The 14792-nt window shown below is 37.9% G+C and carries 11 protein-coding genes; 7 read left to right on the forward strand and 4 right to left on the reverse strand.

Annotated features, from left to right (window positions below; genetic code table 11):
* Positions 1–72 precede the first annotated feature (72 nt).
* The 6 genes from clpP (at position 73) to PVK63_RS00215 (ending at position 7542) form a co-directional block, all read left to right on the forward strand.
* Complete coding sequence (clpP, locus tag PVK63_RS00190) at positions 73–696, forward strand: ATP-dependent Clp endopeptidase proteolytic subunit ClpP (RefSeq protein ID WP_012549607.1); 624 nt, start codon at positions 73–75, stop codon at positions 694–696.
* An 86-nt stretch (positions 697–782) separates the two neighbouring features.
* On the forward strand, positions 783–2069 hold the full coding sequence (clpX, locus tag PVK63_RS00195) for an ATP-dependent protease ATP-binding subunit ClpX (RefSeq protein ID WP_130043101.1): 1287 nt from the start codon (positions 783–785) through the stop codon (positions 2067–2069).
* Positions 2070–2200: 131 nt separating this feature from the next.
* Entirely contained in the window at positions 2201–4552 is a 2352-nt protein-coding gene (lon, locus tag PVK63_RS00200; RefSeq protein WP_130048081.1) for an endopeptidase La, read from the forward strand.
* Between the two features lie 173 nt (positions 4553–4725).
* Positions 4726–4998, forward strand: coding sequence for an HU family DNA-binding protein (locus tag PVK63_RS00205; RefSeq protein WP_165366788.1), 273 nt, complete (start codon positions 4726–4728; stop codon positions 4996–4998).
* 202 nt (positions 4999–5200) lie between these two features.
* Positions 5201–7057, forward strand: coding sequence for a peptidylprolyl isomerase (ppiD, locus tag PVK63_RS00210; protein ID WP_130086607.1), 1857 nt, complete (start codon positions 5201–5203; stop codon positions 7055–7057).
* Positions 7058–7236: 179 nt separating this feature from the next.
* The gene (locus tag PVK63_RS00215; RefSeq protein ID WP_130043105.1) at positions 7237–7542 is read left to right on the forward strand and encodes a ComEA family DNA-binding protein; all 306 of its coding nucleotides are present in this window, start codon (positions 7237–7239) and stop codon (positions 7540–7542) included.
* A gap of 116 nt (positions 7543–7658) precedes the next feature.
* Here PVK63_RS00215 and PVK63_RS00220 read toward each other — a convergent pair whose 3' ends face one another.
* Positions 7659–9011, reverse strand: a complete 1353-nt coding sequence (locus PVK63_RS00220) for a peptide MFS transporter (RefSeq protein ID WP_130048079.1) — start codon at positions 9009–9011, stop codon at positions 7659–7661.
* Positions 9012–9393: 382 nt separating this feature from the next.
* Here PVK63_RS00220 and rfaH point away from each other — a divergent pair, with 382 nt between their 5' ends.
* Positions 9394–9885: a transcription/translation regulatory transformer protein RfaH gene (rfaH, locus tag PVK63_RS00225; protein WP_130048078.1), complete on the forward strand. Its 492-nt coding sequence runs from the start codon at positions 9394–9396 to the stop codon at positions 9883–9885.
* Between the two features lie 51 nt (positions 9886–9936).
* On the opposite strand, the gene asnB is transcribed toward rfaH, so the two are convergent.
* The 3 genes from asnB to nagC all read right to left on the reverse strand — a co-directional run bounded on the left by asnB (position 9937) and on the right by nagC (position 14792).
* The gene (gene asnB / locus PVK63_RS00230; RefSeq protein WP_130043108.1) at positions 9937–11604 is read right to left on the reverse strand and encodes an asparagine synthase B; all 1668 of its coding nucleotides are present in this window, start codon (positions 11602–11604) and stop codon (positions 9937–9939) included.
* A gap of 284 nt (positions 11605–11888) precedes the next feature.
* The gene (locus tag PVK63_RS00235; RefSeq protein WP_130043109.1) at positions 11889–13493 is read right to left on the reverse strand and encodes a cation:proton antiporter family protein; all 1605 of its coding nucleotides are present in this window, start codon (positions 13491–13493) and stop codon (positions 11889–11891) included.
* Positions 13494–13577: 84 nt separating this feature from the next.
* On the reverse strand, positions 13578–14792 hold the full coding sequence (gene nagC, locus PVK63_RS00240; RefSeq protein ID WP_130048076.1) for a DNA-binding transcriptional regulator NagC: 1215 nt from the start codon (positions 14790–14792) through the stop codon (positions 13578–13580).

Genomic DNA, 14792 nt, shown 5'->3' on the forward strand with positions numbered 1-14792 from the left:
TTTCACAAGATCTGCTAATAATGGTCCGAATGAAGCGTCATTCGGACCATTTATTTTATAAGGGATACGGTTATGAGCTATCAAGAAAACAATGCAATGCCTTCTATTATGGATGCACTTGTTCCTATGGTTGTTGAGCAAACTTCACGTGGTGAGCGTTCGTATGATATTTATTCCCGTCTGTTAAAAGAGCGTGTTATCTTTTTAACAGGTCAAGTTGAAGATCACATGGCCAACTTAGTTGTGGCTCAGTTGCTTTTCCTTGAGTCTGAAAACCCAGATAAGGATATCTTCCTATACATTAACTCTCCAGGTGGCTCTGTGACTGCTGGTATGTCAATTTACGACACAATGCAGTTTATTAAGCCAAATGTGAGCACAGTATGTATGGGTCAAGCATGTTCTATGGGCGCTTTCTTACTTGCAGGTGGCGCACCAGGCAAACGTTATGTTCTGCCTAACTCTCGTGTGATGATTCACCAACCACTTGGCGGCTTCCAAGGTCAAGCATCAGATATTCAAATTCATGCTCAAGAAATCTTAACGATTAAGAAGAAGTTGAATACATTGCTTGCAGAGCATACAGGTCAGCCTTTAGAAGTGATCGAAAAAGATACAGATCGTGATAATTTCATGGCAGCAGATGATGCAGTGAAATACGGTCTTGTAGATGCTGTGTTAAATAAGCGTGACTAATTAATAAAAAAGCAGTAACGTTTACAGCAAAGAAGGTAAGTTAGTATAAACTTACAGCATAAAGGCAACGTTTAAGAGGTTAGCAAATGACAGACAAGCGTAAAGACGAAAATAGTGGAAAGTTACTATATTGCTCTTTTTGCGGAAAAAGCCAGCATGAAGTTCGTAAACTAATTGCAGGTCCTTCTGTTTATGTTTGTGATGAGTGCGTTGATTTATGTAACGACATTATTCGCGAAGAGCTAAAAGATAATACTCTGTCTCCAAAAGAGAGTAGTGAAGCATTACCGACACCGCAAAATATTCGTGCGCATTTAGATGACTATGTTATTGGTCAAGAGCATGCGAAAAAAGTACTAGCGGTTGCCGTATATAATCACTACAAGCGTTTACGTAATGGCGACACTACAAAAGATGGCGTAGAGCTTGGTAAAAGTAATATCCTTCTTATCGGACCAACAGGTAGTGGTAAAACACTGCTTGCTGAGACTCTAGCGCGTTTCTTGGATGTACCGTTTACAATGGCGGATGCAACCACATTAACAGAAGCGGGTTATGTAGGTGAAGATGTTGAAAACATCATTCAAAAGCTACTACAAAAATGCGATTACGACCCTGCAAAAGCAGAGCGTGGCATTGTATATATCGATGAAATTGACAAAATTTCTCGTAAGTCTGAAAACCCATCAATTACACGAGATGTATCTGGTGAAGGTGTTCAGCAAGCACTATTGAAATTGATTGAAGGTACTATTGCATCAGTACCACCTCAAGGTGGCCGAAAGCATCCACAGCAAGAGTTTTTACAAGTAGATACTTCTAAGATCTTGTTTATCTGTGGTGGTGCATTTGCTGGCTTAGATAAAGTGATTGAGCAACGTGTTGCTACAGGTACGGGCATTGGCTTTGCTGCTGAAGTTCGTTCAAAAGATGATAAAGCAACCATTGGTGATTTATTTAAGCAAATTGAACCAGAAGATCTTGTTAAGTTTGGTCTGATCCCTGAATTTATTGGTCGTTTACCAGTAACTACAACTCTGACTGAGCTAGATGAAGAAGCTTTAGTTCAAATACTAAGCCAACCTAAAAATGCATTAACTAAGCAATATGGTGCATTATTTGATTTAGAAGGCGCAGAACTTGAATTCCGTGAAGACGCATTAAAAGCGATTGCGAAAAAAGCAATGGATCGTAAAACAGGTGCTCGTGGTCTTCGTTCAATCTTAGAAGCAGTATTATTGGATACTATGTATGAATTGCCATCAAAAGAAGGCGTTTCTAAAGTAGTTATCGACGAATCTGTAATTAATGGCGAATCAGAACCGCTATTAATGTTTGAAAATACAGAATCAAAAGCAATATCTGCAGAATAGTGTATTTAGCTAATAAATAGACAAAAAGGAGGCATTGGCCTCCTTTTTTATTTTTAATTGAAAATAATGTTGATTCTTAGCGACTTGCCCCCATATTATTTCTATAGATACTGACGGAAAGAGAGAAGAATATGAACCTGGAGCGTTCCGAGCGCATTGAGATACCAGTTCTACCATTACGTGATGTAGTGGTGTATCCGCATATGGTAATTCCACTGTTTGTGGGCCGTGAAAAATCGATTCGTTGTCTAGAAGCGGCAATGGAGCAGAATAAACAAGTCCTACTTGTGGCACAAAAAGAAGCAGCTAAAGAAGAGCCACAATTAGATGATTTACACGGTGTTGGTACAATTGCGACAATTTTACAATTATTAAAATTGCCTGATGGCACAGTTAAAGTATTAGTTGAAGGTCAACAACGTGCAAAAATTCATCAGTTTTTAGAGGCTGATTTCTTTACAGCAGATGCTGAGTTTTTGCTGACTCCAATTATTGATGATGCCGAGCAAGAAGTGATTATGCGCTCTGCAATTAATCAATTTGAAGGTTTTATCAAATTAAACAAAAAAATCCCACCTGAAGTATTAACTTCACTTAATGGGATTGAAGATGCAGCGCGTCTTGCAGATACGATTGCCGCTCATATGCCTCTAAAATTGGTTGATAAGCAGGAAGTGTTAGAGCTTACTGATGTTATCGCGCGTTTAGAGTTTTTAATGAGCATGATGGAATCGGAAATCGATTTATTACAAATCGAAAAACGTATCCGTGGTCGTGTTAAAAAGCAGATGGAAAAAAGCCAACGCGAGTACTATTTGAATGAGCAAATGAAAGCAATTCAAAAAGAACTTGGTGATTTGGATGATGCTCCTGATGAATTTGAAGCTCTACAACAAAAAATTGTAGATGCCAAAATGCCAAAAGAAGCTCAAGAAAAAGCAGAACAAGAGCTTCAAAAGTTGAAGATGATGTCTCCAATGTCTGCTGAAGCAACCGTGGTTCGTAGCTACATCGATTGTATGGTTGGCGTGCCTTGGTTTAAACGTTCAAAAGTGAAAAAAGATTTAGCGAAAGCAGAAGAAATCTTAAACGCAGACCATTATGGTTTAGAGCGTGTTAAAGAACGGATTCTTGAATATTTAGCAGTACAAAGCCGAGTAACGAAACTTAAAGGTCCAATCTTATGTTTAGTTGGTCCTCCTGGTGTTGGTAAAACGTCACTTGGTCAATCTATTGCTAAAGCGACGGGTCGTAAATATACACGTATGGCTTTAGGTGGTGTTCGTGATGAAGCCGAAATTCGTGGTCACCGTCGTACTTACATTGGTTCATTACCAGGTAAACTAATCCAAAAATTATCTAAAGTTGAAGTCAAGAACCCACTTTTCCTATTGGATGAAATCGATAAGATGTCATCTGATATGCGTGGTGATCCTGCTTCTGCTTTATTAGAAGTGCTTGATCCGGAGCAAAACAGCGCATTCAGTGACCACTACTTAGAAGTGGATTACGATTTATCTGATGTCATGTTTGTTGCAACCTCTAACTCAATGAATATTCCAGGCCCATTATTGGATCGTATGGAAGTAATTCGCCTGTCTGGTTATACAGAAGACGAGAAATTGAATATTGCGAAAAGTCATCTATTGAATAAGCAAATTAAGCGTAATGGCTTAAAAGCAAATGAAATTGAAATTGACGATTCAGCAATAATGGGCATTATCCGTTATTACACACGTGAAGCTGGTGTGCGTAGTTTAGAACGTGAAATCTCTAAATTGTGCCGTAAAGCGGTAAAACAAATCTTATTAGATAAAACGATTAAGAAAGTAACGATTAATCAGGAAAATTTAAAAGATTTCTTAGGTGTTCAACGTTGTGATTATGGTAAAGCCGATGATGAAGATCGTATTGGTCAAGTCGTTGGTTTAGCATGGACTGAAGTTGGCGGTGATTTACTGACAATTGAAGCAGAATCTATGATTGGCAAAGGCAAGTTAACTTACACAGGTTCACTTGGCGATGTAATGAAAGAGTCTATTCAAGCAGCAATGACAGTAGTTCGTACTCGTGCTGAAAAACTAGGTATTAATCCTGATTTCTACGAGAAACGTGATATCCATGTTCATGTGCCTGAAGGTGCTACACCAAAAGATGGTCCAAGTGCTGGTATTGGCATGTGTACTGCTCTCGTTTCAAGCTTAACAGGTAACCCGGTTCGTTCTGATGTTGCAATGACAGGTGAAATTACCCTACGTGGTGAAGTACTGCCTATTGGTGGCTTGAAAGAGAAATTGCTTGCAGCACATCGTGGTGGTATTAAAACTGTCATTATTCCAAAGGATAATGCACGTGATTTAGAAGAAATTCCAGCAAATGTAATTGCTGATCTTTCTGTGCATCCAGTTAAGTGGATTGATGAAGTATTAACCTTGGCGCTTAAAAATGATCCTCAAGGTTTTAGTGTTGAAGCATCTAAATAGTGATGTGCAGCAAAAAACGTTGATATAACAGGGCTGACGAGCCGAAATGACTTGTCAGCTTATATTGATATCGCTAAGTTAAGCCTAATTGTGTGAAGATTAATTCACTCATCAAATATCTAAATATGGACTCGTTCATTAATCATTGAATGAATAATTTAAAGGGGAATACCGTGAATAAATCTCAATTAGTAGATCAAATTGCTGATAATGCTGACATCTCAAAAGCTGCGGCTGGTCGCGCTTTAGACGCTTTAGTTGAAACAGTAACAGAGACACTAAAAAGTGGCGAGCAAGTAACGCTTGTTGGCTTTGGTTCGTTTCTTGTTCGTGAGCGTGCAGCGCGTACAGGCCGTAACCCTAAAACTGGCGAAGCAATTGAGATTTCTGCTGCAAAAGTACCTGCATTTAAAGCGGGTAAAGCACTGAAAGATGCGTGTAACTAATCGAAATAAAGATAAAACTCTACACAAGCTAGCGTAACGCTAGTAGACTAGAGATTGAGTCATAGGCGCATCCAATGATGCGCTTTTTTATTGTTAAATTTTTCTTTTGTTGAACTATTTTTTATTTTCACTATCAATAGAAATTGAAACACTTTCTTAGGAATAGAGTATTCCGCTCAGTGATTAGGAGTTAAGACATATTATGATGGATCGAATTCGCGAAGGTTCAACAGGCCTTGCAGTTAAGATCATTCTCGGTCTAATTATTTTCTCATTTGTATTTGCAGGTGTAGGTAGTTATTTAGTCGGTGGCAGTCAACCAATAGCAGCGAAGGTTGGTGAACGAGAAATTACTCGAAACGAGTTTGAACAAGTTTATCAAAATGAGCGTAACCGTATGCAATCACAGTTGGGTGACTACTTCTCAACTCTGCTAGGTGATCCTGCTTATGTTGAACAATTCCGTAAATCAGTATTAGACCGTATGGTTAATGATGCATTACTCGATAACCAAGCTCAAGATCTAGGTTTACGTGTTAGTGATGAACAAATTCGTCAAGCGATCCTATCAATGCCTCAATTTCAAAAAGACGGCAAGTTTGATGAAGAGATTTACAACATAGCACTTCGTCGTGCAGGTTTTAGCTCTGATAGTTTTGCAGAATATTTGCGCCAAGACTTAGTTCGTAATCAACTAATTTTAGCTTTAGAGTCAACAGAGTTTACGTTGCCAAGTGAAGTTAATGCGCAAAATGCATTAGAAACTCAACAACGTGAAATCAGAACGATTACTTTGAATACGACTGAATTTGCTGAAAAAGCAGCGGTATCAGAAGAAGAAGTTAAAGAATTTTATAATGCTAATAAACAACAATTTGTTCGACCAGAGCAAGTTAAAATTGCTTACATTGAATTATCTGGGGCGTCACTAAAAGACCAAGCTCCAATTTCTGATGATGAAGTCAAAGAGTATTATCAAGCAAATCAAGATAAGTATTCTACGCAAGAGAAACGTGAAGTTAGCCACATTCTAATTAACGGTGATGAAGCAGATGCTAAAGCGGTTCTTGCTCGTTTAGATGCGGGTGAAGATTTTGCGGCTGTTGCTAAAGATGCATCTCAAGATATCCCGACAGCAAAAGAAGGTGGTTCTTTAGGTTGGATTGAGCGTGGTGTTATCGATCCTGAATTTGAAGATGCCGCTTTCCAATTAGTTAATGTTGGTGATCACTCTGGCGTGGTTAAATCTGCATTTGGTTATCACATTATTCAATTGAATGGTGTTGAAAAACCAACAACAAAACCTCTGGCAGAAGTAAGTGCTGAAATCAAAGCTTTCCTTGTTGATGAGCATGCCGCAGATGCATTCTATAGCTTACAAACAGAGCTAGCAGAGAAGGCATTTGAATCACCGGATTCTTTAGATGATGCTGCTGAAGCGGTAAATGCGAAAATTATAACAACTGATTTCTTTTCTCAGGTAGATGCACCAGAAGCGTTAGCAAGCCAAGCGGTTTTGCAAGCAATTTACAGTGCTGAAGTGAAAGAAGATGGTCTGAATTCTGATGTGATTGAAATTGCACCTGAACATATTATTGTTGTTCGAGTTGAGGACGTTCGTGATGAAGCCGTCTTGCCTTTAGAAGATGTGAAACAAAACGTTGTAGCTCGTTTATCACAATCAAAAGGTGAACAAAAAGCATTAGAGCTTGCTCAAGGTGTGATTGCTGCTCTTAATAAAGGTGAAACAAATTACTTAGCTGATAATGAATTAAATTTCACTGAAGCAAGAATGATCACTCGAGCGGATGAATTAGCAAATGATGTATATCGTTTGCAGAAACCTGAGCAAGGCACATCAACCTATGCGCAAGTCATGGATCGTCAAGGTAATCATGTCATTGTTGCTTTGGATGGTGTATTAGAGTTGGGTAATGATGCGATGATTGAGCAAGTAGCGACACGTTTACTAAGAACTCAAACTCAGCAAGATTTAACGGCAACATTAGATACCTTAAAAGCTAACTCTGATATCAGCTATCCATTATTAGAGCAGTAATCAATTTATTTGTAATTGATAAATAAAACAGACGGGTCCCTTAATGGGGCCCGTCGTGTTTTTGCAACCCTTTAATGGGATTTACTATTCATATTATTTATTCTTTTTGTGATGACAGATGGAAGTCGAATTTCTGAAGTATCTGATATCGATCATTTAATCAATAAAAAGGAATGCAAATGAAACGTATAATCTCTTTAATCAATTCTTTCTTTCTCGCTATTATTTTATTTTCAAGCGGAGCTGCCCTTGCTGAAGTCAAAGACTCAGGTAAGCATGAAGGGATAGATGTCGTCATTAATATCAACGAGGCTGAAGCAGAGGAGCTTAAAACGCTATTAATAGGCATTGGAGATTCAAAAGCTCAAGCTATTGTTGATTATAGAAAATCAAATGGAAAGTTTGTTACGGTAGATGATTTATCGAAGGTAAAAGGGATAGGCGATAAATTAGTAGAGAAGAATCGAAATCGAATCATACTGTAAGAATAAAGTAAAAAGGCGACCTTATTAATTTAAGGTCGCCTTTATTTTTAATGTAATAAGTAATTATACCAATCTATACAAATACTTGATCGTTCTTGTTTATAGCAAAATTGGTATCAGTGTGCTTTTTCAGCACCATGCATCCAGCGAATAAGTGTTCCTGAGATTATTAGCAGTAATACACCTGAAATAGCAGAAGCAATAGCGATACCAGCGAAGATATCTAATGCTCCAAGGCTTTCAACATGCGAGCCGACAACACCAGCAATATAGTTAGAAATAGCATTAAAACCAAACCATGTTCCCATCATTAGTGACGCTAAACGTAATGGTGCAAGTTTAGTGACCAATGATAAACCAATTGGAGATAAGCATAGTTCACCTAGAGTATGGAAGAAGTAAGCACCGACTAACCAATACATAGATGTTTTAATTGTCAGATCGCCACCTTGCTCCATAACCGCTCCGACCATACAAAGAAAACCAATAGCTAGAAAAAATAACGCTAAAGCAAACTTAATTGGTGAGCTTGGTTCTTTAGGGCCTAATTTAACCCATAAGATAGCAATAAGGGGAGCAAATGTGATGATGAAAAATGGATTAAGTGATTGAAACCATGCCGCAGGCACTTCAAAAGAACCAATCATTCTATCTGTATATTGTTGAGAATATATATTCATTAGGCCACCAGCTTGTTCAAAGCCTGCCCAAAACACAATAACAAATAACCCCATTACCATGATTACTTTTAAGCGATCGATTTCGATTTTACTTAATGCGGTTGGAGACGCTCCTTTTGCTTCGGCTTTTTCTTTTGCAATGTGAGCAGCAGGACGAACACCAATATCACCTAAAAAACGTTGAGCAAATAGAGATTGGATGATTAAGCTTATAATCATACCGATACCAGCAGCAGCAAAGCCAGCTTTCCAACCCCATAAGCCTGTAACCGAACCTGATACAACACCAGCAAGTAATGAGCCTAAGTTAATGCCCATATAAAAAATGGTAAACGCGCCATCACGACGGTTATCTCCATTTTCATATAAATCACCAACCATAGTTGATACATTCGGTTTAAATAAGCCATTACCCGCAATTAAGAAAGCTAAGCCTGTATAGAATAAAGATTCAACTGAAAATGGAAGAATATCGTGTGGTAATGCAAGGGTGAATTGGCCAATGACCATTAAAAATCCACCAATCAGCAATGATTTACGTTGACCTAGGTGGTTATCAGCTAACCAGCCACCAATAAGGGGTGTGATATACATTAATGCAGTATAGGTACCATAAAGGCTTAATGCGTCTTTAACTGTCCAGCCTAAACCACCGTTAATTGTTCTATCTGTTAAATACAGAACTAGAATGGCTCTCATTGCATAATAAGAGAATCGCTCCCATAACTCGGTTCCAAAAAGTAAGAACAATCCTTTAGGGTGTCCCATGATTAATTTGTTGTTTGGCATAGTGCTCTCTTTTTATAATGAAATTTTATTCTTCTTATATAGTTAAATTTATACGCTTCGATGGTTACGACTGCAACATTGTACAAATTTATGTGATTTACTTAACATATTAACTCATTGAAATATTTAGAAACAAAAATATTCTGTTACATCTTTGGGTGCTGGGTTTTAAGTTCATTTAGAGATCTAATTCTAATCTGGTGGTTTAATTTGGTTTAATGTGTTTATATTTTTGTTTATTTTGGTTTTTTAAACTTCTTTGGCGGTTTTTTTTGTATTTAACATTTCAAACGAAGGTTTTAGCTGCGATGTACTCGCTATATATTTTTTTGAACTGAGTTGCGTGATATGCTTTACAGCAGGTTGGCTAGGTATAAAGACAATGAAAGAATGGTATTTACTCTACTGCAAGCGTGGAGAGCAACAGAGAGCAAAGCAACATCTTGAAAATCAACAGGTGGAGTGCTATTACCCTGAAATAGAAGTAGAAAAAATAGTAAGAGGAAAGAAAAAGCTTATTATAGAGCCTCTATTTCCTTGTTATATGTTTGTTCGATTTGATTTTGAGCAAGGACCCTCATTTACAACCGTTCGTTCGACACGAGGTGTGAGTGATTTTATTCGGTTTGGTGCTAAGCCTAAAGTTCTACAAGGCGATCTTATCTATTCACTTAAAAGTGCTGAAAAACCAAAGAATATAACGGTTGATGAATTACCCAAAGTTGGGCAATCGGTAGGTATTTGTGATGGTCCTTTTATGGGGGCTGACGCTATATATAAAGAACCTGATGGAGAGAAACGTTCTATCTTATTGATTACGTTAATTAATAAGAAAGTTGAGATTAAAGTAGATAATACAAATATGGATTTTTAATTTAAAAAGCGCCCATTTATAAAGGCGCTTTTTTTAGTTCAGATGTAAGGATTAGCTATAAGCTTCATTATGAACGGCTTGCACTGCACGACCTGATGGGTCAACACAATTTTGGAATGACTCATCCCATTCAATTGCTTTTGCTGATGAGCAAGCTACTGATGGGCCTCCAGGGACACATTTTGCGGCATCTTCCAGAGGAAATAGCTCTTCAAATATCTCGCGATACGCATAACCTTCTTTTGTAGTTGGCGTATTATAAGGGAAGCGGAATTTAGCTGATTCCATTTGCTGATCGGTGACCTTGGCTTCAGCAGTTTCACGTAATGTATCAATCCAGCTGTAACCCACGCCATCAGAGAACTGCTCTTTTTGTCTCCAAGCAATCGACTCAGGAAGATAATCTTCAAAACATTCACGAAGAATGTGTTTTTCCATTTTACCATTACCACACATTTTATCTTGTGGGTTTAAGCGCATAGCGATATCAATAAATTCTTTATCTAAGAAAGGCACACGACCTTCTACGCCCCAAGCTGCAAGAGATTTGTTTGCACGAGCACAATCAAACATATTTAAAGCAAGCAGTTTACGAACCGTTTCTTCGTGAAATTCTTTTTTGTTGGGTGCCTTATGGAAATATAAGTAACCACCAAAGATTTCATCAGCCCCTTCACCAGAAAGTACCATTTTAATACCCATGGCTTTAATTTTTCGACCCATAAGGAACATAGGTGTTGAAGCTCGGATAGTGGTTACATCGTAAGTTTCGATATGATAAATAACATCACGAATCGCATCTAAACCTTCTTGGATTGTATATGTCATTTCATGGTGTACTGTCCCTAATTTATCAGCAACCTCACGAGCTGCTTTTAAATCAGGAGCGCCTTCTAGACCAACGGCAAAGGAATGCAATTGTGGCCACCAAGCTTCAGATTTCTCGTTATCTTCAATACGCATCGCTGCAAATTTTTTCGCAACAGCTGAAGTAATAGATGAATCCAAACCACCAGATAAAAGAACACCATAAGGAACGTCAGTCATTAATTGGCGCTTAACGGCATCCTCTAGAGCTTGTTTAAGGTCTTCTTTGCTTGTTGGGTTATCTTTAACCGCATCATAATCCATCCAATCACGTACATAATAACGTGTAGGTTCAGCATCTTTTGAAGAGTAGAAGTGACCAGGAGGGAATTCACTAATTGATTTACAGACAGGAACTAAGGCTTTCATTTCTGATGCCACATAATAGTTCCCATGTTCATCATGCCCATGATACATAGGAATGATACCTATATGGTCACGGCCAATTAAATATTCATCTTTTTCTTCATCATAAAGAATAAAGGCAAAAATACCGTTTAAGTCTTCTAAAAGATCGGCACCTTTTTCACGGTATAGTGCTAGGATAACTTCACAATCAGAGTCTGTTTGGAAGGCGTAATCGTCGGCATACTTTTCGCGTAATTCTTTATGGTTATAGATCTCACCATTAACAGCTAAAATGTGTTTTTTATCTTCGCTGTAAAGTGGTTGAGCTCCGCTATTTAAGCCAACAATAGCAAGACGCTCATGTGCTAAAATTGCTTTATCTGATGAATAAATACCTGACCAGTCAGGGCCGCGATGACGTAGTTTTTTTGACATTTCAAGTGCTGCAGTTCGCAACGGGGTTGGATCACTTTTAATATCTAGAATTCCAAAAATCGAGCACATAAGTTCCCTCTATCTCTTCTTAATTTTTATAGTAAATTATTGTCTTGTCTACAATTTGCCATTATCACTAAAAAAAGCAACCCAGAAATACAAATAAAATCACAAATAGATAACCTAATTAAATAATATTTAATATTTTTACTATTTTGGTGTTGGATCGTTAATTGAAGTTGGCTTTTTAAACAAAATAATGAAGGAGAGGGGGATGTTTATAAAAAAATCAGATTAAAGTTTAACGTAACTCTAATCTGATCCTGAGCAATGAGTAAGTTACTATCAAGAAATTAGGATTTCATATATTCTTTTTGTTGATTAAATTGTGGGTTTAATTGTTCACTTACATGTCGAGCAAAACCACTACCAGCTTCATGGTAAATGTTAAATGCAGCATCAACACCTTGTTCAATTAAACCATCTATTTGGTCATTATAAGCTGCAATAGCTGCCGTTTGACCTTGGTAATTACGTGATTGTAATTGCTCTAAAGCAAATTGATTACCTTGATGATTTGGCATTGCTAACAGCACTAACTTTACGTGAGATGTTGAAAGGATGCGTTCCCAAAAATCTGGGTCGGTTGCATCGCCAGAAATAACATTTCGACCTAAGCTCTGGTGATGTCTTGCTGATTCTTCACGAAGTTCAATACCTAAAATAATGTCGCCATACTTCTCTTTGAGCTCATCATAAGCTCCACTACCGATACGGCCCATCCCTAAAATCAAAATTTGAGCTCGTCCTGGGTTAATTAATTTATCCATCGGATTTAATCGTTCAGCGGTATGTTCTTTTAGCCAATGACGAGATCGTTGATAAATAGAATGACCAAAGTTATTTAACGGTGCTGAGATAATGAATGAAATGGATACAGCAATGGCAATGGCCACTAATGTATCTCCAGGTAACCATCCCATTTTAAAGGCAAGGCCACCCACGATAAGTCCAAACTCACTGTAATTAAATAATGTAAGAGAAGCGAGAAGTGAGGTCCGTACCCTAAATTTGAACTTATTGATGATAATAAAATACAGAAGTCCTTTAACTGGAAGTAGCAAGATCAAAATCAGCGCTAATCCTAAACCTGAAATAGTAGGGGCAGCAGATAAGCCGATATTTAGGAAGAAACAGATAAGTAAAATTTCTTTTAAATTAAAGAGAGATTTAGATAACTCAGAGGCTTTCGAGTGTCCCGCCAGTAACATGCCTAAAATAAGTGCTCCTAGATCAGGCTTCATGCCAACAAGTTCAAAGGTTCCTGCACCAGCAACAAGCGCTAAGAAAATACCATAAAGAACCAACATTTCGCCGTGACCTGCCCAATCTAATAATTTGAAAAATAGAGGGCGAAGTAGTGGCAGGGCAAATAGAGCTAATGCAGTTATCTCTGGGATTTTTCCTGTTGATGCAGTTAAAAATACAACCGCAAAGATATCTTGCATGACCAGAATACCAATGGCCAGTGTGCCATATGTGGCATTCATCTCCCCTTTTTCTTGAAGCGCTTTGACCGCAAAAACAGTGCTTGAGAAAGAGAGAGCAAAACCAAAAAGAACCAACTGTGCAGTGCCTATATCAGCAAGCATTGTGATGCCAAGAAGTTTAAGGCCTAATAATGCAAAAGTGAAAAAGAGGGTAGAAAAAACATTATGAAGCGTTGCACCTAACCAGATTTCTTTAGCAAGTAAGGTTTTTATATCTAATTTTAATCCAATAGAAAAAAGTAAAAGCGTAACGCCGAGATCTGCAAAAGTTGAAAGTGCATCATTAGATTGGAAGCCAAGAGCATGCAAACCAAAGCCAGCTAATAAAAAACCAACAAGAGGGGGTAAATTAATTTTTAGTGCAATAAAACCCATTACAAAAGCTGCAATGATAAAAAGTAACTCCATATACTTATTTTCCTAGTGGTATTCAAAAAAAAGGGTCGCTATTCGCAACCCTTAGAATGATAACACGTGAAAAGTCAGTCGTGATTATTCATCAAGTAATTTTTGTAACAATACACCATTTAGCATTGCTCGTTTCACCATAGAAAAAGCACCAATTGTTGGTTGGTTATGAAGCTCTGAAGCCACAATTGGCAAATCTTTGTGGAATGCAGTTAGTGATTGATTCTTAATACAGTTATGAATTGCAGCAAATACGATTTTGTCAGCCTGAGTGATCGCACCTGAAATAATGATTTTCTGTGGATTAAACAAGTTGATGGTCATCGCGATGGCTTTACCAAGTTGATTACCAACACGTAGTAACGTTTGTGTTGCTAGCTCATCGCCATGATTTGCGGCATGACAAATATCAGACATGGTGATTTTTTCAATTTGCGAAAGGCTAGAAGGATAACCTTGCTTTAATAAGCTATTAACTCGAGAAATAATAGCTGGGTTTGCAGCAACAGTCTCTAAGCAGCCGAAATTGCCACACTGGCATTTATCACCAATTGGATCTATTTGAATGTGGCCAATTTCACCGACATTACGGTTATGACCAAGAAAAACTTTACCATTTACAATGATCCCAGCACCAGTACCTCTGTGAACACTGACTAAAATAGAATCATAGCAATCGCGTGATGCGCCAAAATAATGCTCAGCAAGAGCAAGTCCACGAACATCATTACCAACGAAACATTGAGTTTTAAATGTTTCTTTAATGAAATCAGCTAATGCCAATTTATCAATGTCGGTATTAGGCATGTATTCTACAACACCGGTTTCTGGATTAACTAAACCTGGTAGCGTAATACCAATAGCGATTAATTGTTTAATCGTGTCTTGATTACGTGTAATAAAGTGTTGGAGTAATTGATTTAAACCATCAAGTAATTCTTGTTGATGAGAGTAATGAAACTCGTGATATTCAGAGGCCAATTCTTTTGTTGAAAGGTCAAAAAGGCTCAACTGAATATAGTCTCGCCCTAAACGTACAGCAATTGAATGGAAAGGGTCTGTTTCGGTAGTCAAAGAGATAGCTCTTCGACCACCGGTTGATGCTTGTTGCGCGACTTCTTTAATTAAGCCGCGCTCTAATAATTGACGGGTTATTTTGGTAACACTTGCCGGAGCAAGCTGGCTAACATCAGCGATTTGAATTCGAGAAATCGGGCCTTTTTGGTCGATTAAACGATAAACAGCCGCACTGTTTAATTGTTTTACAAGATCTACATTACCAATTTGTCCGTCAGTCAT

The organism is Aliivibrio sp. S2TY2, assembly GCF_028765525.1.
Lineage (GTDB): Bacteria > Pseudomonadota > Gammaproteobacteria > Enterobacterales > Vibrionaceae > Aliivibrio > Aliivibrio finisterrensis_A.